This is a genomic window from Pseudonocardia sp. DSM 110487 (genome assembly GCF_019468565.1).
Taxonomy (GTDB): Bacteria; Actinomycetota; Actinomycetes; order Mycobacteriales; family Pseudonocardiaceae; genus Pseudonocardia.
The window spans coordinates 2599361-2621280 of record NZ_CP080521.1; the positions used below are offsets into that span (position 1 = coordinate 2599361).

A 21920-nucleotide genomic window follows, 5' to 3' on the forward strand; every position below is an offset into this window, starting at 1 on the left:
GATCCTGGAGCTCGGCCAGCCGGTTACGGCACGGCAGGGAGCCCGACGGCGACGCGGTGGCGGTGCGTTCCGGGGCCCAGCGGTTGCGAGGGCTCGCCGTCGAGATCCAGCACGCCGGTCGTGCCCGTCGGCAGCTCCGTCACCACCGTCAGTTCGCCGTCGACCAGCTCCCAGCTGATCCCGACCATCCCGTACGGCGAGCGGTGGCGGGCCTCGGCGCGGGTGAGGCCGCCGCCGGGCCGAGGGGCGAACCGCACCTCCCGGTAGCCCGGGGCGGCGGGAGTGAGGCCTGCGACGACCCGGTGCAGCCAGTCGGCAACCGCGCCGAGGGCGTAGTGGTTGAACGACGTCATCGAACCCGGGTTGACGCGGCCGTCGGGCAGGAGGCTGTCCCAGCGCTCCCAGATCGTGGTGGCACCCTGCGTCACCGGGTAGAGCCACGACGGGCACTCGCGTTCCAGCAGCAGGTCGTAGGCGGTGGTCAGCTCGCCGGTGGAGCTCAGTGCGTCGGTGACGAGCGGGGTGCCGACGAAACCGGTGGCGATCCGGTTCCCGGCCGCCGCCACGAGCTCGGCGAGGCGCGCCCCTGCGGTGGCGCGGGCCTGCGCGGAGGGCAGCAGGTCGAAGCCGATCGCGAGCGAGTAGGCGGTCTGGGAGTCGCTGACCATCCGCCCGCCGGGCAGTACGTACGCCGCGCAGAACGCCTCGGCCACGGCGTCCGCGAGCTTGCCGTAGCGGTCGACGCCCTCCTCCCGGCCGAGCACCGCCGCCATCCGCGCCACCGCCCGGCTCGACGCCGCGAAGTACGCGGTGGCGACGAGGTACTTGTCCGTCATCCCGGCGGCCGGGTCGTCAGGGGGCGCCGACGGGTCGAGCCAGTCGCCGAGCTGGAATCCGGTGTTCCACAGGTGGTCGTCGCCCGCCAGTCGATCGACTAGGTCGACCCACGCCCGCGCGGACTCGTACTGGGCCTCCAGCAGGCCCGTGTCGCCGGTGCGCTCGTAGAGCGCCCACGGCGTCAGCGTGGCGACGTCACCCCACGCGGCGCCCGGCCGGATCGGCGTCCACATCTCGTGGGCCGGGATGACCGGCACGTACCACGGCACGGTGCCGTCGGGCAGCTGTTCGGCCGCGACGTCGCGCAGCCACGAGGAGAGCATCCCGGTCACGTCGTGGAGGAACGCGGCCGTGGGGGCGAAGACCTGCAGGTCACCGGTCCAGCCGACCCGCTCGTCGCGCTGCGGGCAGTCGGTCGGGATGTCGACGAAGTTGCCGCGCATGCTCCAGACGACGTTCTCGTGCAGCCGCTCGAGCAGCGGGTCGGAGCAGGAGAACCAGCCGGTGCGCTCCAGGTCGGAGTGGTAGACGCGGGCGATCGCGTCGAGGTCGTCCGGCCCCTCGATCTCGGCGTAGCGGAAGCCGTGGAAGGTGAACCGCGGTTCCCACTCCTCGCCCTCCGGACGGCCGGCGAGGACGTAGCTGTCGGTGGACCGGGCATCGCGCAGCGGCCGCTGGTACAGCTCGCCGTCCTGGAGCACCTCGGCGGTGCGGATCACGACCTTCGCGCCGCGCTCGCCGCGGACCCGGATGCGCAGGCGCCCGACCAGGTTCTGCCCGAAGTCGAGCACCCGCTTCCCGCTCGGCGTGGCCAGCACGGCGACCGGTGTGATCTCCTCGGTGCAGCGCACCGGCGGGCCCGTCGGGGCGACGAGGGTGGCAGGGTCGCGCTGGCGCACGGCGACCGGCGTCCAGCCGACCGGGTCGTAACCGGCGCTCGACCAGCCGGCCCGCTCGTCCCGCGCGTCGTAGTCCTCGCCGTCGTAGTTGCCAGTGCGGACGATGGGGCCGGTGGCGGCGAGCCAGTCGGCGTCGGTGGCGACGGTCTGCGTGCGCCCGTCGGCGTAGTGGATCTCCAGCTGCGCGATGAGGGAGAGATCGGGGCCGAACAGGTTGCGGAACCCGCCCCGCCAGCCCAGCCGGCCGCGGTACCAGCCGTCGCCGAGCCAGCCGCCGATCACGTTCTCCCCGCCGCGGAGCAGGGCCGTGACGTCGTACGTGTAGTAGCGCAGCCGCTTCGGGTAGACGGTCCAGCCAGGCGAGAGGGCGTCGTCGCCCACGCGGGCGCCGTTGATCTCCAGCTCGTAGAGCCCGTGGGCGCTGGCGTACACGCGCGCGCTGACGATCTCGCCGCTGACGTCGAACGCGCGCCGCACGAGGGCGGGGCGGCGGTCGTCGGAGTCGGGATCCTCGGGCCATGCGCCGCCGACCGGCCGCGCCGACCAGTCGGCGGGATCCAGCAGCCCGGCCTCGACCTCGGTCGGCGGGCTCCACTCCGACCGGCTCCCGTCCGCGCCCTCCACCCGCACCCGGATCGTGGCCCGCTCCCGGGATGCGAGGGGTTCCTCCGGCCATGGCAGGAGGATTTGCTCGGCCGACCGCACGACGTGCGTGCGGATCTCCGAGCCCCGGACGATCTCCAGCTCGTACCCGGCCTGGCGCCACCAGGGCGGGGCTGAGATCGTCCAGGAGATCCGGGGGCGCGCCTCCCCGATGCCGAACGGCTCACGGTGGTGCTCGACGACGGGGCGGGACGGCGGGAACGCCAAGGGGCACCTCGATCCGGCGAGAATTGACACGATTCAAGCGATCCTAGCCGCAAGGAACGGTCACTGTTGACACGTTTCAAGGAAGGATCGAGGATCGGTCGCATGCGCATCGCCGTCACGGGCAGCAGCGGCAAGCTGGGGCGCGCCGCCACCGCGCGGCTGCGGGACGACGGCCACGACGTGGTCGGGTTCGACCTCGACGGGGCACGCGGCCCGGGTTTCACCCGCGTCGAGCTGCGGGACTACGGGCAGACCCTGGACGCGCTCCTCGGCGTGACCGCACGCCACGACGGCGTGGACGCCCTTGTCCACCTCGCCGCGATCCCCGTCAACGGGCTCGTACCGGACGCCACCACCTTCCACCACAACATGGCGGTGTCGTTCAACGTGCTCTACGGCGCCCACCGGGCCGGGATCAGGACGATCGTCTACGCCTCCAGCATCACCGCGATGGGTTTCCCTTTCGACGAGCCGCCGCCCTACCTGCCGCTCGACGAGGAGTACACCGCCGCCAACAACACGTACGGGCTCGTGAAGGTCCTGGAAGAGGCGATGGTCGGGCAGCTCGTGCGGTGGGACCCTGCCTTCTCCATCACGGCGCTGCGCTTCACGAACATCGTCGACGAGTACTCCTCGTTCGTGCGGGCGGGCGAGCCGGACTATCGGCGCGACCTGCTCGGCTCCTACGTCGACGTCCGCGACGGGGCGCTCGCGATCTCGCTCGCGCTGGCGAACGCCACCCCCGGCTTCGAGGTCTACACCGTCGCCGCGTCGGACACCGGGCTGACCACGCCGTCCGCCGAGCTCGCCCGCACCTGGTTCCCCGGCGTTCCGCTGCGCAAGGCACTCGGCGAGTTCGAGACGCTGCTGTCGATCGACAAGGCTGCGAAACGGCTCGGATACGTGCCCCGACACCTGTGGAGGGACCAATGACGGAACGCTGGGGCGTGTTCGAGGCGCGCTTCCCGGGGCCTGCGGGTGCCGGCTTCGAGGCCCGCTTCACGCACGGCGACCGGGCCGTGCGCGTCCCCGGCTTCTACGACGGCGACGAGACGCACGTCGTCCGGTTCTCGCCCGACGTCGAGGGGGAGTGGGCGTACTCGACGACGTACGGGCACACCGGGACCTTCGACGTCGTCGCGCCGACGCCCGGTAACCACGGGCCGGTCGGCGTCTCCGGCACCTTTCACTTCGCGTACGCGGACGGCACGCCGTACCGGCCGGTCGGCACCACCGTCTACAACTGGTTGCACCAGCCGGAGGACCGCTACCGCGAGACGCTGAAGGCGGTGGCCGCGGCCGGCTTCACCAAGCTGCGCTTCCTCGTGTTCCCGCAGGGCGGCAACCACGTGGGACATGTCCCGGACGCGTTCCCGTTTGCGAGGGACGGCGACGGGTGGGACGTCTCGCGGACCGACCCCGCGTTCTTCCGGAAGATCGACCGCGCCGTCCGCGACCTCATGGACGTGGGCGTGCAGGCCGACGTCATCCTCTTCCACCCCTACGACTCCGGGCAGTTCGGCCTCGACGGCCTCACAGCCGGACAGGACGACGTCTACCTGCGCCATCTCGTCGCGCGACTGTCGGCGTACCGGAACGTCTGGTGGTCGCTCGCCAACGAGTACGACATCCTCGACCGGCCCGAGGAGCGGTGGGACGGTGCCTTCCGAACGGTGCAGGAGGCCGATCCGCACGGGCGGCTGCGCTCGATCCACAACTGGATCCGGCTCTACGACCACAACAAGCCGTGGGTCACGCACGTTTCGCTGCAGAACGGTTCCGCGGTGACCGAGTTCGGCCGTGCCCTGCTCTACCGCGACGCCTATCGCAAGCCGATCGTGCTGGACGAGATCAAGTACGAGGGCAACACCGCCGAGCGATGGGGCAACCTGTCGGCCCGCGAGCTCGTGCACCGCTTCTGGATCGCGACGGTGAGCGGCACCTACGCCAGCCATGGCGAGAGCTTCCTCGTGGACGGCGGCACGCTCTCGATCGTCGCGGGCGGGCAGTTCCGCGGCGAGAGCCCGGCCCGCCTCGCGTTCCTGCGCCGAATCCTCGATGAGGTCGGCAGGGCAGGCCTCGACCCGATCGACAAGTGGGACGACCCCACCTACACCGCCGGCATCCCACGGCAGGTCTACTTGCAGTACCTCGGCCAGGATGCGCCTTCGTCCTGGACGTTCCGGCTGCCCCAGGGTGTGGTGGGCGAGCGCCTGCAGGTGGGCGACCGGTTCGTCGTCGACGTGATCGACACCTGGAACATGACGGTGGAGACGGTCGATCGTGAGTTCATGCTGACCTCCGTGGAGCGCAACACGGCCACCGCCGATGCGGAGCCCGTGGAGCTCCCCGCAGGCGCGGCACTGGCGCTGCGGATCCGGCGGGCTTGACCTCGACTCGACCCGAGGGTCGGCCCTCTGATCGCAGGGCTCGGAGAGCATCTCGCAGGGCGGAGCCGGGGCGGCGGCGCAACCAGTGCCGGTCGACGCACCTCGTCACCGGTCAGACACCCCATCGACCGGGTGCGTCACCCGAGAACGAGCGCGCCGGGCGACACAGGCGCTGGGGCACCGGGCTGGCGGCGGGCATGATCCGAAGTACCGGTTGCTCACGGCTGTCGCCACGACCATGAGCACCCGTAACTCCGGATCATGGAAGCGAAGATCGCACACAGCGGTTGCTCATGGCTGCCGGCACAGCCATGAGCAACCGCTAGTTCGGATCATGGGCGCGGCCGCCGCCGAACGGGCCCCGGCAAGAGCGCCGAACACCCATTCGCGTGAACGGTCCGCCCCGTGCCGCACAGATCGATTGTGTCGTCCCCGATCGCGGACGCAACCCGACCTGCGCCGCCCGGTGGGCGACCGGTTCGTCGTCGACGTGATCGACACCTGGAACATGACGGTGGAGACGGTCGATCGTGAGTTCACGTTGGTGTCCGTGCAGCGGAACGAGGCAACGGCCGACGCGGAGCCCATCACGCTCCCGAGGGGCGAGGCGCTGGCGCTGCGCATCCGTCGGGTCGACGTCGACGCGGGTTGAAATTCGACCGCGCTCAGGCGTGGGTGTCGTCGTAGGCCAGCTTGCCGCCCAGCTTGCGTGAGGCCTCGGCCTGGGCGAGGAGCTCCCGGGCCTTGGCCTGCCCGGCCTCGATGGCGTCCGCGCCGGCGATGAAGCGCTGCAGTGGCTTTTCCTGGTCGGCGATGGCCAGCAGGGCGCGGGCGAGCTTGGCCGGGTCGCCGGGCTGACGGCCGTTCATGCTCCTCATGCCCTCGATCCTCGGGGCGGTCCGCGGGGCGTAGTCGTCGATTGACAGCTCGGGCCATGTGGTGGAGCCGTCCACGAGCAGCTCGGTGCGGAAGTAGCCGGGCTCCACGACGGTGGTGTGGATGTTGTACGGCTCCACGTCGTGGCGCAGGGACTCCATCCAGCCCTCTTCGGCGAACTTGGAGGCGGCGTAGGCGGCAGTGAATTCCATGCCTACGAGGCCGGCGGTCGAGGTGATGGTGATGACGTGGCCGGCACGCTGTGCGCGCATGAGTGGCAGGACGGCGCGGGTGACGTTCATCGGGCCGAAGAGGTTGGTCTCGAACTGCTGGCGCATCTGAGCGGGCGAGATCTCCTCGAAGTAGCCGGTGAAGAGGTTCCCGGCGTTGTTGATCAGGACGTCGATGCGGCCGAAGCGGTCGACAGCGGCCTGTGCGGCGGCCTCGGCGTCCTCGAGGCTTGTGATGTCCAGCTTGGTGACCAGCAGGTTGTCCTGAGGTCCGCCCAGGGTCTTCTCGACCTGTTCGGGGCGGCGGCCGGTGGCGACGACCTGGTGGCCTGCGGCGAGGGCCTCGCGTGCGATGTCCGTGCCCAGACCACGTCCGGCACCGGTGACGAGAATGACCTTGCTCATGGGGTTCCTTCTAGGCCTGCTCGGTGGGCATGATCCACAGCTCGCTGATGGAGGCGTGGCGGGGCCGGGTGACCATGTAGGCGACGCCGTCGGCGATGTCGTCGGCGGCGAGGATCTCGGTCGTCTCCACGAAGGGGGTGATGATCGCGGCCTGGATCTCGGAGTTGTTGTGCGAGCCCAGTTCGGTGTCCACACCGCCCGGTTCGAGGACACCGACGCGGACGTGCCGCCGGGTGACTTCCTGGCGCAGGCTCTCGGTGAAGCCGTTCACGCCGAACTTGGTGAGGTTGTAGACGCCGTAGCCGTTCCAGGCGACGCGGCCTGCGATGGAGCTGATGTTGACGATGTCGGCGACCCGGCGCGGACCGTCCTCGGCGGCCTCGAGCAGGTGCGGGAGGGCGGCGCGGGTGGTGGACAGCAGGCCCTGGACGTTGACGGCGATCATGCGGTCCCACTCGTCGGCGTCCGCGCCGACGATGGGGCCCAGGAGCATCAGCCCGGCGTTGTTGACCAAGGTGTCCAGCCGGCCGAAGCGCTCGACGGTCTGCTGTACGGCGTCCTCGGCCTGGATGCGGTCGGTGATGTCCGCCTCCACGACCAGCGCGGTGCCGCCTCCCTTCTCGATCTCGGTGGCCAGGTCGAGCAGCCGGTCCTTTCGGCGGGCCACGAGCGCTACGGCGGCGCCGTGTTCGGCGAGCCGGCGAGCGGTGGCGGCGCCGATACCGCTGCTCGCGCCGGTGACGAGCGCGACGGTGCCGGTCAGGGTCGATGCCATGGGGTGGGTCCTCTTTCCGTCAGGCATGTGCGTCGTCGTGTGCGAGCGACGAGGACAGCGCTCGGTGGGCGTCGACCTCGGCGATCAGCCGCTCGGCCTTCTGCTCGACGGCCTCGACGGCGTCGGCACCTGCGACCCAGCGCAGCGGCGGCTCGTCCTGACCGGCGAGCCCGACCAGCGCCGTGGCCAGCTTGGCGGGGTCGCCGCCCTGCAGCCCGTTCATGCCGTTCCAGGTGGTGACGGTCTGCGTGGTGCGCTCGGCGTAGTCCTCGATCGAGGGCTCGGCGTAGCTGGTCGACTCCGGGGTGAGCAGTTCGGTGCGGAAGAAGCCGGGCTCGACGAGCATCGTGCGGATGCCGAACGGGGCCACCTCTGGGGTCAGCGACTCGATCCAGCCCTCGACGCCGAACTTCGACGCGGCGTAGGCCGAGACGAACTCCCCGCCGACGATGCCGGCCGTCGACGAGATCGCCACCACCAGCCCCGATCGTTGGGCGCGCATCACGGGCAGCACGGCGCGGGTGACGTTCAGCGGGCCGAACAGGTTGGTCTCGACCTGTGCCCGGAAGTCCTCCGCGCTGATCTCCTCGAAGAACCCGGCGTAGAAGTTGGCCGCGTTGTTGACCAGGACGTCGATGCGGCCGAACCGGTCCACGGCGGCCCGGACCGCGGCCTGCGCGTCGGCCGGGTCGGTCACGTCGAGCTGCACCGCAAGCAGGTCATCGGACTCACCGACCGCCTTGGCCACCTTCTCCGCGTCACGGCCGGTAGCCACGACCGCGTGCCCGGCCGCAAGGGCCGCCTGCGCGATGTCCGCGCCCATCCCCCGGCCGGCACCGGTGACCAGCCAGACCTTCTTCTCAGCCATGTCCTCTTCTTCCATCAGGTTCTCGAGTGCCGCGTCAGCGGCGTCGAACCTCATGCAACCCGGCGCCGGAACCGCGAAGAAGTTGCTGCTGAAAGGCGTACTGGCAGCACACCCCTCGTCCTCGGATCTGCGCCTAGCCTTCAGAGGTGGACAACCGCGCCGAGGTCAAAGAGTTCCTCAGCTCCCGGCGGGCCAAGATCACGCCGCAGCAGGCAGGCCTGGCGATCTTCGGCCGCAACCGGCGCGTGCCGGGACTGCGCCGCAGTGAGGTCGCCGACCTGGCCGGGGTCAGCGTCGAGTACTACGCCCAGCTCGAACGGGGCGACCTCCGCGGCGTCTCCGACAGCGTGCTGGAGGCCCTGGCCCGCGCCCTGAAGCTCGACGAGGCCGAGCGGGCGCACCTGACCGACCTCGCCCACGCCGCCGGCCCTGCGCCCCGCACCCGCCGCAAGCCCCCGACGCAAGCGGTCCGGCCGAGCGTGCAGCGGATCCTCGACGGCATGACCGAGGTGCCTGCCTTCGTCCTCAACGGACGCCTGGACGTCCTCGCCGCCAACCCACTGGCCGTGGCGCTGTTCGCACCCGTGTTCGCCGACCCTGCCCGGCCGGTCAACCACGCCCGGTTCAACTTCCTCGACCCCCGGGCCCATGACTTCTGGATCGACTGGGAACGCGCCGCCGACGACGCCGTGGCCACGCTGCGCACCGCAGCCGGCCGCAACCCCTACGACAAGGAACTGACGGACCTCGTCGGCGAACTGTGCACCCGCAGCGACGCCTTCCGCGTCCGTTGGGCCGCCCACGACGTCCACCTGCACCGCACCGGGATCAAACACATCCGGCACCCCGTGGTCGGTGAGCTGCACCTGTCCTACGAGGTCATGGAACTGCCCGCCGACCCGGGCCAGGCCCTTGTCGCCTTCAGCGCCGAAAAGGGCACGCCCGACGACGACGCCCTCCGGCTCCTCGCCAGCTGGGCCGCCACCCACAACCCGGCCGACGCGCTGGCGCCACCGGCTACCCCTTGATCGAACCCGCCCTGAGGTACAGCGATGCGGGTTCCGCAAGCTCGCCGAAGCGCACCTCGCCTGTCCCCTCGCGGCTCAGCCTTCCGGGTGGTCGACGCTGCGGGTGAGGCCCCGCCACTCGTCGAAGGCGGCCCGCAGGGAGTCCAGCCGTGCCGCGGCGATGTCGTACGCGGCCGTGCCCAGCAGCAGGCGCAGCGGCGGGTGCTGCGCCCCGACCGCGGTGATGAGGTGTCTGGCGGTACTTCTTCGGCCTGAACACCCGGGTCCGGCACACCCCGGAGGCCGAGGGGCCGTTCAAGGCCGCCCTGGTGGCCGACCTGCGCGCCGCCGCGGGCCGGTACCCGGCCGATCAGGCGCTGCGCCGGCTGGTCGCGGAGTTGCGCGCGAACAGCGCCCGGTTCGCCGAGCTGCGGTCGAGGCGATCATGGTCCGCTATCCGCGCACCGGCCCGGTGGACTCGCGCACGGTGAGGTGGGTCGGCAGCCGCTCCTGACCCCGGCTCCCGGAGCGGCCCGTGCCGCGTCCGAGCAGGTCCAGCAGCATGTCGGTGGCAACCCGGCCGGCCCGTTCGATGGGTGCGGTGAGGGTGGTGAGCGTGGGGTGGCAGAAGTCGGCGCCGAAGATGTCGTCGCAGCCGACCACGCTGATGTCGGCCGGCACCCGCAGCCCGCGTTCGGCCAGGCGCTTGAGCATGCCGATCGCGAGCAGGTCGTTGAACGCGAGCACGGCGGTGGCGTCCGCGTGCACCGCGGCGTCGGCCGCGGCGGCCCCGGAGTGGACGAACGGGGTGAACGGCCCGAGGCGCACCGCCGACAGGCCGAGCCGCTGCGCGGTGGACCGCACAGCCCGCCAGCGCCGTCCGTTGGACCACGAGCTGGTCGGGCCCCCGGCGTAGGCGAGACGGCGGTGGCCGAGCGACGCCAGGTGCTCGACGGCCTGCGCCGTGCCGCCTGCGCTGTCGATCAGGACCGCGCTCACGCCGGGGATGCTGCGGTTGAGCGCGACGAGCGGGATCGTGGTCGCGGCGCGTCCCAGCTCCGCGTCGGGCAGCCGGGAGGCCGCGAGGATCAGCCCGTCCACCGACTTCCGCAGCCGGTCGATGTGGCCGGCCTCCACATCGGCCGACTCCTCTGTGTCCACGAGCAGCTGGGCGTACCCGGCCGCCGCGCTCTGCTGCTGGGTGCCGCGGATGACGTCGAAGAAGAACGGGTTGGTGATGTCGGGGATCAGGAGGGCGATCGTCTCGGTGCGTCCCGACAGCAGCGAGCGGGCCCGCGGGTTGGGCTGGTAGCCCAACTCCTCCGCGGCAGCCACGACCCGCAGCCGGGTGGCCTCGCTGACCCGACCGGGCCGCGTGAGGGCCCGCGAGACCGTCGAGACGGCGACGCCGCAGCGCGCGGCGACGTCGCTGATGGTGGGCGACCGGCTCGGGGACGCCGGTCCGTTGGCGGGGGCCATCGATCCCTCCCCTCGGGCCCGCAGGATGCCAGCCCTTGGCAACTCTTGGCAAAGGGTTGCCACGCTCTCGGGTGAGTCCTAGCGTTCCGCCAACGACAGCGGTGTCGCCGGACAAGGAGGTCCAGATGGGTGCGAACCGGAGAACCGTCGTGCTGGCCGTCGGCGCGGTCTTCTCGCTGCTCGCGCTGGCCGCGTGTGGTGGAGGGGGCGGACAGGGCGGCGGCTCGGGCGGGGGCGGCCAGCTGGACGTGCTCGTCGGGGCCAACTCGAACTATCCCGAGCAGCAGCAGGAGTGGTTCACACACATCCAGGACGCTTTCCGCGCGCGCACCGGTGCCGAGGTCCGGTTCGAGACGTTCGCTTCTGCCGCCGACGAGCAGAAACGGATCCAGACGGCGGTCGTCTCCGGCGAGGGGCCCGACGTCTACTCGCTCGGCACGACGTTCACCCCGGTCGCACAGGCCACCAGGGCTTTCGTCGAGCTCGGCGACGCGGAGTGGGCCGCGATCGGTGGGCGGGAGCGGTTCACCCCCGCGACCCTCGCGATGTCCGGGCCGGACGCCACCCACCAGGTCGGAATCCCGTTCCTGTCCCGGCCGTTCGCGATGGCCTACAACACCGAGCTCTTCGCGCAGGCCGGCCTCTCCGGCCCGCCCACAACCTGGGACCAGTTCGTCGAGTACGGCAAGCAGCTGACCAAGGACGGGGTGTACGGGGCCGCGATCGCCTACTCGGACGACTACGACCCGTGGAAGTTCATCTGGATGTTCGCCAACCAGTACGGCAACAAGCTGGTCGACGGCGACCGGGTCCGCCTCGACGACCCCACCGTCCAGCGGGCGTACCAGGAGTACTTCGGGTTCCTCACCGAGGACCGCATCGTCTCGCCCGAGGCGGTCGGGTGGAAGAACCCGCAGGCGCTGGCCTCGTTCGCCGAGGGCAAGGCGGCGATGATGCTGATGACGACGCCGACGTCGATCCCCACGCTCGAGAAGTCCGCCGTCGCCGGGAAGTTCGCGTACGCGCCGATGCCGGCCGTGCCACCCGGGGAGAGCGCGCTTGCCCCCGGTGGCGTGCCCGCGACGACGATCGTCTCTGGCGACAACATCGCCATCGCCGACTACTCCGACAACAAGGACCTCGCGCTGCAGTTCGTCGAGCTGGTGACGAGCGAGGAGGAGCAGCTGCACTACACCGAGGTGTTCGGCGACCTTCCGACCAACGCCGCGGCGGCACAGAAGGTCACCTCGTCGAACGCGCAGCTGGCCCCGATCCTGCAGGCAGGCGCCACCGCGGTGCCCACGCCGTTCACCGGCGCATGGTCGGAGGTGCAGCTCGCGCTCACGAACGTCACCGTGCAGTCGCGCGCCGAGCTCGCCGCCGGCGGGGTGCCGCCGGAGGTCATCGCCGCCCGGCTCGCCGAGGCGCAGGGGACGTCACAGGCCGCTCTCGACCGGGCCGGGCAGTAGGCGGGGGAGAGGCCGTGACGAGCGCCGCAACCGCCCGCCGGGGACGTCCGCTGTGGCTGATGGCCCCCGGCGGCGCCTTGCTCGTGGTGATCATCGCCGTGCCGGCGGTGCTGGCCGTCTGGATGTCGCTGCTCGCCCTCGACCAGTACAGCCTGCGCGAGTGGCTCGCCGCGCCGTTCATCGGAGTGGAGAACTACGGCGAGGCGTTCACCGGAGGGCGGCTGCTGCACGCGGTCTGGGTGAGCGTCGCGTTCGGCGTGCTCACGACGCTGCTCACGCTGCCGCTCGGGGTCGCGGCGGCGCTCGCCGTGCACAACCGGTTCCGCGGACGCGGGCTGGTGCGCTCGATCTTCCTCGTGCCGTTCGTGCTCCCGTCGTTCGTCACGGCGACGATCTGGCGAACGTTGTTGCAGCCGAGCGGCGCGGTGAACCACACGCTCGGCGCCTTCGGCGTGGACGGCGGCATGTGGCTGATCGGCGAGCGCAGCTTCTGGACGCTGGTGCTGGTCGACACGTGGGCGGCGTGGCCGTTCGTCTACCTGATGGCCCTCGCCGGGCTGCAGGTGATCGACCGCGAGGCACACGAGGCCGCGGCGCTCGACGGCGCGAGCTGGTGGCAGAAGCTGCGCTGGGTGGTGCTGCCGTACCTGCGCGGCCCGCTGGCGCTCGCAGTGATCATCGCGACGCTGCACCACATCAACAACTTCACGCTGCCGTTCGTGCTGTTCGGCAGCCCGGCGCCGCGCCCGGTGGAGGTGCTGCCGATGCTGACCTACACCACGTCGTTCGAGACGTTCCGGTTCGGGCTGGGCTCGGCGATGGCGATCCTGTCGATCGTCCTCATCGCGATCCCGCTCTTCGTCTACCTGCGGGCCGTCCGGCTCGACACCGGTGAGCGGGGTGCGTCGTGACCGCCGTCGACACGCCGAGCCCACCCGCGACGACCGCGCGACCGCCGGCGCATGTGCCGCGCTACCGCCAGCCCGACGTCACCGCCATGCTGCCGCGCTGGCTGCGCGCCGCCGTGCTGGCCCTGCTGCTCGCGCTGGTGCTCGTGCCGGTCGGCTACATCGCGCTGGCCTCGTTCATGCCCGACGTGGACGTCGCCAACGGACAGGTCGTGCCCGACGAGATCACGGTCACCAACTACGTCGACATGTGGACCACCGTCGACCTCGGGGGCGGGCTCGCGAACAGCCTGCTCGTGTCCGGGGCGGTCGCCGTGGTCTCCGCGCTGCTCGCCGTCGTCACCGCGTACTGCCTCGTGCGGGTCGCGTTCCGCGGCCGGCTCGCCATCCTCCGCGCGCTCGTGGCGCTGCAGAGTGTGCCCGGCACCCTGTTGCTGCTGCCGATCTTCGTGCTGTTCTCCTCGGCGCGCACCTACCTGGACATCACGATCGTCGGCACCCGCTTCGGCCTGATCGTCACGTACCTGACCTTCGCGCTGCCGTTCTCCACCTGGGTGATGGTCACCTACCTGCGTGGACTGCCCCGAGAGCTGGAGGAGGCGGCGATGATCGACGGGTGCACCACGATCGGGGTGCTGCGCCGGATCGTGATCCCGCTCAGCTGGCCGGGGATCATCGTGGCGGCGGTGTTCGCGTTCCTGCTCGGCTGGAACGACGTGTTGTTCGCGTCGGTGATGACCCGCCCGGAGACCCAGACCGCCGCCGTCGTCCTGCAGGTCTTCGGGCAGACCCAGGAGGGCGGCGCGCTGCCGCTCTACGGCCAGCTGATGGCATCTGCGCTGGTCTGCGCGCTGCCCGTCGTCGTGCTCTACCTCGTCTTCCAGCGCTACCTCGTCGGTGGCCTCACGGCAGGAGGAGTCAAGTGAGGTTCTCGGTGTTCACGGCCGCCACCCCGGACTGGACCCCGGAGGAGGCAGTGACCCGGCTGGCCGACCAGGGCTGGGAGGGCGTCGAGTGGCGGGTGGTCGACCAGCAGGACGCCCCCGAGCCGGGCTTCTGGGCCGGCAACCGCTGCACCTGGCCGCTCAGCTCGCTCCGCGGCGACGTCCCGCGCATCCGGAAGCTGACCGAGGAGGCAGGCCTGGCGATGTCGGGTATCGGCGGCTACGCCTCCTGCCACGAGCGCGACGACGTCGAGACGCTCCTCGCCGCCACCGCGGAGCTCGGCGCAGGCCGGGTGCGCGTGCGCACCCCCGGGCTCGACGGGACGCCCTACCCGGAGCTCTTCGACGGCGCGCGGCGGGCGTTCGCGTGGGTCGCGGAGCGGGCCGCCCACCACGGCGTGAAGGCCCTCGTCGAGCTGCACCACCAGACGATCGTGTCGAGTGCGTCGGCCGCGCTGCGGCTGCTGGACGGGCTCGACCCGGCGGCCGTTGGCGTCATCCACGACCTCGGCAACCTCGTCATCGAAGGCGGCGAGGACAACCGCGCCGGGCTCGAGATGCTCGGGCCCTACCTCGCGCACGTGCACGTCAAGAACTGCTCGTGGTACCCCGTCGAGACCGGCGACGACGGCACCGTGCGGTGGGAGCACCGCTGGGACGAGCTCCCCACCGGGCAGGTGGACGTGCACGGCTACCTGCGCACCCTGCGGGAGGTCGGCTACGACGGCTGGGTCACGCTCGAGGACTTCTCCACGGCCCGGCCGCTCGCCGAGCGCACCGCCCGTGATCTCGCCTACCTCCGCGCCGGGTTGTAGTCCATCTTCGTGGGTTCACTGCTGGAGCGCGGCGCGGAGAGCCGAGTCCAGGTCGGGGTGGCGGAACGTGAAGGCGCTCCTCGTGAGCCGGTCGGGGAGGACTCGCAGGCTGCCGAGTACTTCGGGTGCGACCTCGCCCATGACGAGGCGCAACGGCCAGATCGGAAGCCGGAGCATGGCCGGCCTGTCCAGTTCGCGGGCTAGGGCGGTGGCGAACTCGCGGCTGCGCGCCGGGTTCGGGGCGGTGATGTTGTACGGCCCGCGCGCCTGGGGATCCGCGGCCAGGAAGCGGATGGCACGGATGGTGTCGTCCAACGAGACCTGGCTCCAGAACTCGCGGCCAGAGCCGATCGTGGCTCCGAGCCCGGATCGGAACCACGGCAGGAGCTGCGGCAGGACGCCGCCCTCCCGGGAGAGTACGAGGCCCATGCGGAGGTGACACACCCGGACGCCGGCATCCTGCGCCGGCCGAGTTGCCGCCTCCCAGCGTTGGGCGACGAGGGGAAGAAAGCCACGTGAGACGGGGGCGGATACCTCGGTCAGCGGTTCGTCGCCCCGGTCGACGCCGTACCAGCGCATCCCGGAAGCGGAGATCAGCACGGCGGGGCGGGCCTCGGCGCACAGCTCGGCCAGCGCGGCGGTCGTCTCGATCCTGCTGTCGAGCAGCACCTTCTTGTAGGAGGGCGTCCACCGGCGGTCGCCGAGGCCCGCGCCTGCGAGGTTCACGACCAGGTCGGCGCCGACGAGGTCGTCCTGCGTCGGCGGCCACCGGACTTCTCCGGGCGCCCGCGGCGCGCGCCGGACCAGGCGCGTGACGACACAGCCGTCCCGCTCCAGCGACCGGCACAGCGCGGTGCCCAGCAGGCCGCCGGCCCCGGCGATCACCACGTTCATCCGGTGCTCACGCTCAACGTCGTCAGGAAGGCCGCGCCGACGAGCCCGAGCATCGTCCACGCGAGCTGTCGGAGGCGGCGTTGGAAGCCCGGCAGCTCCTCCGGCAGCGCGAACACCCGTGCGGGCCAGTGCCGCCAGGACACGTGGACGAACACGGCGCCGGCGAGCAGGTACAGCACGAGCGCGATGCAGTAGCCGAGCCGGACCTCCGGTCGGCTGACCAGCACCGCCAGGTCGGTGGTCAGCAGCGCCGCGACCAGTGCGACCACCGGACGGCGGTTCCCCTGCGCCAGGGTCAGGAGGAACTCCTCGCGGTGCACGTGGTCGGGGAAGAACCGGTCGACGCGGGGTTGCACGACCGTGAGGCTGTAGATCATCGACCCGAGCCAGACCGCTGCCAGTGCCAGGTGGGCGACCGTGACCGCCGTCGCCACGGCGGCGGTATCGATCATGGACTGAGATTAGCCGGGCTCGAGCCGGCGAGCACGAGCACCCGGACTCGTGCGCGAGGTATGCCGGCCCGAGCCGGGAACGGCGCGCCCGACGACAGTTTCATCGCACGGGAAACCATCCACAAGCTCGAGATCGACCTGAGGGTTCTCGGTCGAAGATCGAAAAGCCCTGAGGTCGACGTCGACCGTGTGGATGGTTTCCGCGGCCGGTCACCGATGAAAGGCGGGAACGCGTCGACCACCCCTCACCCACCATGATCCAGACTGGTCTCGGTTGCTCATCGCTCTCGCTGCGGCCATGAGCACCCGATACTGAGGACCTTGCAAGGCGCGACCGCTAACCCTTGATCGAGCCAGCCGTGAGCCCCTGCATGATCCGCTGGTTGAGGAAAAGGTAGAGCACGAGCACTCCGGTCACCGTGATGCAGATGGCCGCCATCAGCGGGCCGTAGTCGAGGGCGCCGTACTCGCCGCTGAAGTTCAGCAGGCCGGCCTGGATCGTGTTGAGCTCGCGGCGGTTGGCGAAGGTGATGGCGAAGAGCAGGTCGTTCCAGATGAGGAAGAACTGCACGAGTGCGACGGTGAGCACGGCGTTGCGCACCATCGGGAACCCGATGGAGAAGAAGGAGCGGACGATGCTCGCCCCGTCGATCGTGGAGGCCTCGAAGATCTCGCGCGGGATCGCGCGGAAGTAGGTGGCCATCATGAGGATCGTCAACGGGAGGCCGTGGGCGGTGTAGGTGATGATCAGCGGCCACAGGGTGCCCGTCAGGCGCAGGTTGAAGTAGATCGTGAAGAGCGGGAGCAGGATCATCTGTCCGGGGATCATGATGCCGGCCAGCACGGTGAGCAGCACCGTGTTGCGGCCTTTCCACACCATCACCTCGAGCGCGAACCCGGCGGCCACCCCGAGCAGGATGATGAGCAGGAGCGAGGGGACGGTCGCCACGACGCTGTTGCGGATCGTCGTGGCGAGCGAGCCGGTCTCCCACGCCGTCGCGTAGTTGTCCCAGCGGAACTCGGCGGGGAGTGCCCACGACGGCGTGCTGATGAACTCCTGGCTGGACTTCAGCGAGTTCATGAACAGCCAGAACAGCGGGTACAGCTCGATCACCAGCAACACGGCGATGCCGATCGCTACCGGTACGCGCCGCACCAGCTCGCCCACGCTCCGGCGCCTGCGCCGGTTCCGGACCGGCTCGGCGGTCAGGGTGGGCCGGGGATCGGTCAGGGTGGCCACGTCTCCTCCCCTCAGGCCGTGATGTCGCGTCGCGCCGAGCGGAAGACCACGACCGTAACGGCGAAGCACATGATCGTGAGTAGCAGCGCGATCGTGCTCCCGTATCCGTAGTCGCCGTAGGCGAAAGCGGTGCGGTACATGTACAGAGTCAATGGCGTGTTGCTCGTGCCCGGTCCGCCGTTGGTGAGCGCGAGCACGGAGTCGAACACCTTGATGGTGCCGTTCAGGCTGAAGATCACCGACGACAGCAGGATCGGCAGTGACAGCGGCAGCACGATGTGGCGGAAGAGCGACCAGCGACGTGCGCCGTCGAGCCTCGCCGATTCCAGGATGTCCTCCGGGATGTCGAGCAGCCCCGCGTAGATGAGCACGCCGTAGAAGCCCATCGAGCGCCACAGGTCCATCACGATGATGACGATGAACGCGGTGTCGCCCGCGCCGAGCCAGTCGACGCCGCCGAGGCCGACGTTCACGAGCAGCTCGTTCACCACACCGTCGCGGGGCGCCGACTGGAACAGCTTCTGGTAGAGCAGCGCGATCGCCACCGTCGGGATGACGACCGGGAAGAACACGAGCGTGCGGACGAACGACGAGAGCCTGCGCAGCACGAACACGTAGAACAGCGCGAGGGCGTAGCCCACCACCACCTGTCCGAGTGACATGAGCGCCGCGTACTTCACGGTGAACGCGAACGCCTCGTGCACGTCCGGATCGGCGACGAGCCGGGCGAAGTTGTCGAACCCGGCGAACCGGAAACCCTCGAGCGCGTTGCCCTTGAAGAACGTGTAGCCGAGCGACCACACGACCGGCACGAGCATCGCGAGCGTGTACACGAGAAGGGCGGGGCCGAGCAGGATCGCAATGGCCCTGCGGTCGCCGAGTACGGATCTCATCTCAGCCGGCGTCGAGGTCCGTCTGGAGCATCTGCATGAACTCCTCCGGCGACAGCTGGCCCGTGACGAGCAGCGGTGCGTTGTTCGACGAGTCCTGGCCGGCCTTCGCGTTGAACAGGGCCTCGAACCACAGCACGCTCTCCGTGCTGTTCGAGATGCGCTGCTGGACGTCCTGCGTGATCGCGGGCTGCTCGGGGACCTCGCCCTGGATCTTGAACCCGGAGATGGTGTTCTCCTCGACGAGCGAGCGTTCCCCGAAGTTCTCGGTCATGCACTTGAGCCAGTCCGCGACCCGCGGGCTGAAGGTCTCCGAGCCGAACGTCGACGGCAGGCCGACGTTGGAGGGGTACTGGTCGATGGACCCGGCCCCGCCCTCCACCGCCGGGAACGGCATGAACCCGACGTTGTCCAGGCCGATCTGGTTCTTCTCCGGGTTGTTCACGGCCGACAGCGCCCAGGTGCCCATGTAGTACATCGCCGCGTTGCCGTTCAGGAACTCGTTCTGCGCGCTGTCGAAGTCGAGCGACGTGACGTTCTGCCCGAGGTAGCCCTTTCGGCCGAGATCCGCGATGACGGCGGCCGCCCTCACGTACTCCGGATCGGTGAGCTTCGCCGTGCCATCGGCGACGGCCTGCAGGGCGTTCGGGCCGAGTGAGCGGTAGAGGTAGCCGCTGATCAGGCGAGTGATCGGCCAGCCCTGCTCGCCGGAAGCGGCAAAGGGCTGGATCCCCTTCGCGGCGAAGGCGTCGGCGATCCGCATCAGCTCGCCCCACGTCTTCGGCTCCGAGAAACCGTTCTCGGCGAAGTAGGCCTTGTTGTAGAAGATGCCCTCGATGTTGAACTGGAAGGGCAGGAAGTTGAACGCCCCGCCGTAGAGCTTCTTGATCGTCGAGATCGCGGCCGGTTCGATCCGGTCGAGCACGCCCAGCTTCTGCAGCTCCTGCTCGAAGTCGACGAGCTTGCCCGCTTTCCACAGCTTCACACCCTCGGCCGGCGTGCCACCCGCGGCGAACATGACGGGGAGCGCGTCCTGGCCCGCGAGCAGCTGGATCTGGGCGTCGAGCTCACCCTGCGGGATCGAGCTGATGTCGAGCGGCAGCGCCGCGTTCTGCGCGGCGCACTTGTCCTGGGCCAGCGACTCCAGCACCGGCGCGATGTTGCCGTTCTCGACGTTGTAGAGGTACGTCAGCTTGCCCGGGTCCTGTGCGGCCCCGCCGCTCTCGCCGCCCCCGCCGCAGGCGGCGAGCAGTACGGCGGACGTCATCGCCGCGCCGACGACGATGCAACGACGCCATGGGCGCCGACGATGAGCCGTGGTCACAGTTCCTCCTCGAACGCGACGCGCCGCTTGAGACGTTTCAAACGAGGGGAGGTTATCCACGGTGCAAAGGGGGTGTCAAGGCAGGTGGGGCCCACCAGGCTCGCGTTCTTCCGACGAACGGCGCGTTGGTCGGAACCTATCCGGCGAACGCGCCGTTCGTCGGAAAGGGTCGGTTACCTGGGGCTATGAGCTCGTGGGGTCGATCACGGCGCCCGCGGCTGTCGACACGGCCACGGCCGTCGCGCTACCGTCGTTGAAACGTTTCGAGAGCCGAGGAGGACTCGTGGGCTCGTTCGGCGGGAGGCGGGTGCTCGTCACGGGTGGGGCGGGGGCGCTGGGGAGCGTCATCGTCCGCTCGTTCGTGGCCGCGGGCGCGGACGTCGCGATCCTCGACCTCGACGCGGGGCGAGCGGGGGCGCTCGCCGACGAGCTGGACGGGAACGGGCAACGGGTTCGACCGGTCGGGGCCGACCTCACCGACCACGACGCCACGCTGGCGGCGATCACACCCGTGCTCGACGGATGGGGCGGGATCGACATCCTGGTCAACGCGGCGGGCGGCGGCACCGTGAAGCCCTTCGCCGAGATGGACGCGGCGACGTGGCGCGTCCAGATGGCCCGCAACCTGGACTCGGTCTTCCACGCCACGCGCGCCGTGCTGCCCGACATGCTGGAGCGCCGCGACGGGCGCATCGTCAACATCGCCTCGGTGGCCGCGATCGCGGGTGGCCGGCTGGTCCGCGGCGCCACCGCGTACGCGACGGCGAAGGCGGGGGTCGTCGGGCTCACGAAGGCGCTCGCCATCGAGGTCGCGGAGCGGGGCGTGACCGTGAACGCGCTGGCACCGGGCGCGCAGGCGACCCCTGGCCGCGACAACGACACCCCAGAGCGGCGGGAGGCCCTGCTCGCGCAGATCCCCACCCGGCTGCTGGGGGAGCCGCAGCACCTCGCCGACGTGGTGCTGTTCCTGGCTTCAGCGTCGGCGGTCAACATCACCGGTGTCGTCCTGCCGCTCGATGGCGGCCACTCGATCTGAGGAGAGGGCATGACTGAGCGGCTGGAACGCGGCAGGCGGTGGTTCGAGGAGGTCTACGGCCCCGGCACGTCCGACGGTCTCCTCGAGATGCAGCAGGGCGTGGCCAAGGACCTGGCCCGGTTCGGTGTCGAGTTCAACTTCGGCGACATCTACTCGCGGCCGGGTCTCACGCTCCAGCAGCGGGAGCTGCTCTCCCTCGCCTCGCTGGTGACGATCGGCGGGCTGGAGCCGCAGCTGCGCGGGCACACCCGCGGCGCGATCCGCGTGGGCTGCACCCCGACCGAGATCCTCGAGACCGTCATCCACGTCGTGCAGTACTGCGGCTTCCCCAGGGCGCTGAACGCGATCCGGGTCGTCACCGATCAGCTCGTCGAGCTGGGCCTCGACATCCCGCCTGCGACCGGCCGTGAGGCCTGAACCGTCGCGGTGCGGATCCGGTAGAGGCTCGTGCTCGCGGTGATGTAGAGATCGCGTCCGTCGTCGCCGCCGAAGCACACGTTCGATACGACCTCCGGTACGGGGATCTTCAGCAGCAGTTCGCCCGCGGGGGAGAGGACCTGGACGCCGTCGCCGCTCGAGGTCCAGATCCGACCCGCCTCGTCGACCCGGAACCCGTCGCTCGCGCCCGGCTCGACGACCGCGAACACGCTGCCGGCCCCGCCGGCGGCCGGGTAGGCCTTGAGGTGCCGCGGCCCGTCCGGCACCTGCAGGAACCCGGTGTCGGCGACGTAGAGCACCGACTCGTCGGGGGAGAACGCAATGCCGTTCGGGTGCACCATGTCGGTGATCACCGGCTCGGTGTCACCGGTGGTCTCGTCGTGCCGGAAGACGTAGCAGGCGCCGTAGTCGGAGACGCCCGGATGGCCCTCCCGGCCGCTCTCGTGGATCCCGTAGGGCGGGTCGGTGAACCAGATCGCGCCGTCGGAGGCCACCACCACGTCGTTCGGCGAGTTGAACCGGCCACCGGCCCACCGCTCCACCACGGGCGTGACCACGCCGTCGTGCTCACGCTCGATCCGGCGCAGGCCATGCGAGCACTGCACGACCCGTCCGTCGAGATCGACCGTGCGGCCGTTGACGAACTCGACCCCGGATCGGTGCACGGCGGTGCGCCCCGTGGCCGGGTCGTACTCGAGGATGCGGTCGTTCGGGATGTCGCTGAACCGAACACTCCGGGTGGAGGGCAGCCAGGCCGGCCCCTCGCCCCACTCCGTCCCGCTGAACAGCCGTTCGAGCTCCGCCCCCGGCTCGACCAGCGCGTTCATGTCGTCAGCGTGCCAGAACACCGGCTAGATTGAAACGATACGACGGC

General features: G+C 70.5%; 22 protein-coding genes. 11 read left to right on the forward strand and 11 right to left on the reverse strand.

From position 1 onward, the window contains the following. Nucleotides 1-23: 23 nt before the first annotated feature. On the reverse strand, nucleotides 24-2606 hold the full coding sequence (locus K1T35_RS11850) for an alpha-L-rhamnosidase (RefSeq protein WP_255621791.1): 2583 nt from the start codon (nucleotides 2604-2606) through the stop codon (nucleotides 24-26). 102 nt (nucleotides 2607-2708) lie between these two features. Between K1T35_RS11850 and K1T35_RS11855 the strand changes: the two genes are divergently transcribed. The 3 genes from K1T35_RS11855 (at nucleotide 2709) to K1T35_RS11865 (ending at nucleotide 5648) form a co-directional block, all read left to right on the forward strand. Continuing rightward, nucleotides 2709-3539 (forward strand): NAD(P)-dependent oxidoreductase, encoded by an 831-nt coding sequence (locus K1T35_RS11855; RefSeq protein WP_220260213.1) that lies wholly within the window; start codon nucleotides 2709-2711, stop codon nucleotides 3537-3539. Continuing rightward, nucleotides 3536-4996 carry a DUF4038 domain-containing protein gene (locus K1T35_RS11860; RefSeq protein ID WP_220260214.1) on the forward strand — a complete coding sequence of 487 codons (1461 nt, stop codon included), beginning with the start codon at nucleotides 3536-3538 and terminating at the stop codon, nucleotides 4994-4996. Before K1T35_RS11855 ends, K1T35_RS11860 begins: the two co-directional genes overlap by 4 nt. Nucleotides 4997-5462: 466 nt before the next feature. Beyond that, nucleotides 5463-5648 (forward strand): DUF5605 domain-containing protein, encoded by a 186-nt coding sequence (locus K1T35_RS11865; protein WP_220260215.1) that lies wholly within the window; start codon nucleotides 5463-5465, stop codon nucleotides 5646-5648. Nucleotides 5649-5661: 13 nt separating this feature from the next. Here K1T35_RS11865 and K1T35_RS11870 read toward each other — a convergent pair whose 3' ends face one another. From K1T35_RS11870 to K1T35_RS11880, 3 genes are read right to left on the reverse strand one after another with little or no spacing between them, the layout of a single operon-like run. Further along, on the reverse strand, nucleotides 5662-6507 hold the full coding sequence (locus K1T35_RS11870; protein ID WP_220260216.1) for an SDR family oxidoreductase: 846 nt from the start codon (nucleotides 6505-6507) through the stop codon (nucleotides 5662-5664). Between the two features lie 10 nt (nucleotides 6508-6517). Continuing rightward, on the reverse strand, nucleotides 6518-7282 hold the full coding sequence (locus K1T35_RS11875) for an SDR family NAD(P)-dependent oxidoreductase (RefSeq protein WP_220260217.1): 765 nt from the start codon (nucleotides 7280-7282) through the stop codon (nucleotides 6518-6520). A gap of 19 nt (nucleotides 7283-7301) precedes the next feature. Beyond that, entirely contained in the window at nucleotides 7302-8150 is an 849-nt protein-coding gene (locus K1T35_RS11880) for an SDR family oxidoreductase (protein ID WP_220260218.1), read from the reverse strand. A 146-nt stretch (nucleotides 8151-8296) separates the two neighbouring features. Between K1T35_RS11880 and K1T35_RS11885 the strand changes: the two genes are divergently transcribed. Both K1T35_RS11885 and K1T35_RS11890 read left to right on the forward strand, forming a co-directional pair. Continuing rightward, nucleotides 8297-9178 (forward strand): helix-turn-helix domain-containing protein, encoded by an 882-nt coding sequence (locus K1T35_RS11885; RefSeq protein WP_220260219.1) that lies wholly within the window; start codon nucleotides 8297-8299, stop codon nucleotides 9176-9178. Nucleotides 9179-9429: 251 nt separating this feature from the next. Next, a complete protein-coding gene (locus K1T35_RS11890; RefSeq protein WP_220262539.1) occupies nucleotides 9430-9648 on the forward strand; it encodes a hypothetical protein in 219 nt (72 codons plus the stop codon). Here the strand turns inward: K1T35_RS11890 and K1T35_RS11895 are convergent. Continuing rightward, complete coding sequence (locus K1T35_RS11895) at nucleotides 9611-10636, reverse strand: LacI family DNA-binding transcriptional regulator (protein WP_220260220.1); 1026 nt, start codon at nucleotides 10634-10636, stop codon at nucleotides 9611-9613. The genes K1T35_RS11890 and K1T35_RS11895 overlap by 38 nt on opposite strands. Nucleotides 10637-10761: 125 nt before the next feature. On the opposite strand from K1T35_RS11895, the gene K1T35_RS11900 reads away from it, so the two are divergent. From K1T35_RS11900 to K1T35_RS11915, 4 genes are read left to right on the forward strand one after another with little or no spacing between them, the layout of a single operon-like run. Further along, a complete protein-coding gene (locus tag K1T35_RS11900) occupies nucleotides 10762-12105 on the forward strand; it encodes an ABC transporter substrate-binding protein (RefSeq protein WP_220260221.1) in 1344 nt (447 codons plus the stop codon). 14 nt (nucleotides 12106-12119) lie between these two features. After that, nucleotides 12120-13016, forward strand: a complete 897-nt coding sequence (locus K1T35_RS11905) for a carbohydrate ABC transporter permease (protein ID WP_220260222.1) — start codon at nucleotides 12120-12122, stop codon at nucleotides 13014-13016. Next, nucleotides 13013-13939, forward strand: coding sequence for a carbohydrate ABC transporter permease (locus tag K1T35_RS11910; protein ID WP_220260223.1), 927 nt, complete (start codon nucleotides 13013-13015; stop codon nucleotides 13937-13939). Before K1T35_RS11905 ends, K1T35_RS11910 begins: the two co-directional genes overlap by 4 nt. Beyond that, nucleotides 13936-14772: a sugar phosphate isomerase/epimerase gene (locus tag K1T35_RS11915; protein ID WP_220260224.1), complete on the forward strand. Its 837-nt coding sequence runs from the start codon at nucleotides 13936-13938 to the stop codon at nucleotides 14770-14772. Before K1T35_RS11910 ends, K1T35_RS11915 begins: the two co-directional genes overlap by 4 nt. Nucleotides 14773-14787: 15 nt before the next feature. Here the strand turns inward: K1T35_RS11915 and K1T35_RS11920 are convergent, their stop codons facing one another. From K1T35_RS11920 to K1T35_RS11940, 5 genes are all read right to left on the reverse strand, one after another. After that, nucleotides 14788-15666 carry a TIGR01777 family oxidoreductase gene (locus K1T35_RS11920; RefSeq protein ID WP_220260225.1) on the reverse strand — a complete coding sequence of 293 codons (879 nt, stop codon included), beginning with the start codon at nucleotides 15664-15666 and terminating at the stop codon, nucleotides 14788-14790. Next, complete coding sequence (locus K1T35_RS11925; protein ID WP_220260226.1) at nucleotides 15663-16118, reverse strand: hypothetical protein; 456 nt, start codon at nucleotides 16116-16118, stop codon at nucleotides 15663-15665. Before K1T35_RS11925 ends, K1T35_RS11920 begins: the two co-directional genes overlap by 4 nt. Nucleotides 16119-16455: 337 nt before the next feature. After that, nucleotides 16456-17358 (reverse strand): carbohydrate ABC transporter permease, encoded by a 903-nt coding sequence (locus K1T35_RS11930; protein ID WP_220260227.1) that lies wholly within the window; start codon nucleotides 17356-17358, stop codon nucleotides 16456-16458. A gap of 11 nt (nucleotides 17359-17369) precedes the next feature. After that, nucleotides 17370-18251, reverse strand: a complete 882-nt coding sequence (locus tag K1T35_RS11935) for a carbohydrate ABC transporter permease (RefSeq protein WP_220260228.1) — start codon at nucleotides 18249-18251, stop codon at nucleotides 17370-17372. Nucleotide 18252: 1 nt separating this feature from the next. After that, complete coding sequence (locus K1T35_RS11940; protein WP_220260229.1) at nucleotides 18253-19572, reverse strand: ABC transporter substrate-binding protein; 1320 nt, start codon at nucleotides 19570-19572, stop codon at nucleotides 18253-18255. Between the two features lie 283 nt (nucleotides 19573-19855). On the opposite strand from K1T35_RS11940, the gene K1T35_RS11945 reads away from it, so the two are divergent. Further along, a complete protein-coding gene (locus K1T35_RS11945) occupies nucleotides 19856-20608 on the forward strand; it encodes an SDR family NAD(P)-dependent oxidoreductase (protein ID WP_220260230.1) in 753 nt (250 codons plus the stop codon). Between the two features lie 9 nt (nucleotides 20609-20617). Further along, nucleotides 20618-21025: a carboxymuconolactone decarboxylase family protein gene (locus K1T35_RS11950; RefSeq protein WP_220260231.1), complete on the forward strand. Its 408-nt coding sequence runs from the start codon at nucleotides 20618-20620 to the stop codon at nucleotides 21023-21025. Here the strand turns inward: K1T35_RS11950 and K1T35_RS11955 are convergent. Further along, nucleotides 20971-21873: an SMP-30/gluconolactonase/LRE family protein gene (locus K1T35_RS11955; protein ID WP_220260232.1), complete on the reverse strand. Its 903-nt coding sequence runs from the start codon at nucleotides 21871-21873 to the stop codon at nucleotides 20971-20973. The two genes, K1T35_RS11950 and K1T35_RS11955, sit on opposite strands and share 55 nt — an antisense overlap. Between the last annotated feature and the right edge of the window lie 47 nt (nucleotides 21874-21920).

What these genes read in the sequence shown, in the direction of transcription:
- K1T35_RS11855 (WP_220260213.1), top strand. Translation starts at nt 2,709, where the DNA reads ATGCGCATCGCCGTCACGGGCAGCAGCGGCAAGCTGGGGCGCGCCGCC.
- K1T35_RS11860 (WP_220260214.1), top strand. Translation starts at nt 3,536, where the DNA reads ATGACGGAACGCTGGGGCGTGTTCGAGGCGCGCTTCCCGGGGCCTGCG.
- K1T35_RS11870 (WP_220260216.1), bottom strand. Translation starts at nt 6,507, where the DNA reads ATGAGCAAGGTCATTCTCGTCACCGGTGCCGGACGTGGTCTGGGCACG.
- K1T35_RS11875 (WP_220260217.1), bottom strand. Translation starts at nt 7,282, where the DNA reads ATGGCATCGACCCTGACCGGCACCGTCGCGCTCGTCACCGGCGCGAGC.
- K1T35_RS11880 (WP_220260218.1), bottom strand. Translation starts at nt 8,150, where the DNA reads ATGGCTGAGAAGAAGGTCTGGCTGGTCACCGGTGCCGGCCGGGGGATG.
- K1T35_RS11895 (WP_220260220.1), bottom strand. Translation starts at nt 10,636, where the DNA reads ATGGCCCCCGCCAACGGACCGGCGTCCCCGAGCCGGTCGCCCACCATC.
- K1T35_RS11900 (WP_220260221.1), top strand. Translation starts at nt 10,762, where the DNA reads ATGGGTGCGAACCGGAGAACCGTCGTGCTGGCCGTCGGCGCGGTCTTC.
- K1T35_RS11920 (WP_220260225.1), bottom strand. Translation starts at nt 15,666, where the DNA reads ATGAACGTGGTGATCGCCGGGGCCGGCGGCCTGCTGGGCACCGCGCTG.
- K1T35_RS11925 (WP_220260226.1), bottom strand. Translation starts at nt 16,118, where the DNA reads ATGATCGATACCGCCGCCGTGGCGACGGCGGTCACGGTCGCCCACCTG.
- K1T35_RS11935 (WP_220260228.1), bottom strand. Translation starts at nt 18,251, where the DNA reads ATGAGATCCGTACTCGGCGACCGCAGGGCCATTGCGATCCTGCTCGGC.
- K1T35_RS11950 (WP_220260231.1), top strand. Translation starts at nt 20,618, where the DNA reads ATGACTGAGCGGCTGGAACGCGGCAGGCGGTGGTTCGAGGAGGTCTAC.
- K1T35_RS11955 (WP_220260232.1), bottom strand. Translation starts at nt 21,873, where the DNA reads ATGAACGCGCTGGTCGAGCCGGGGGCGGAGCTCGAACGGCTGTTCAGC.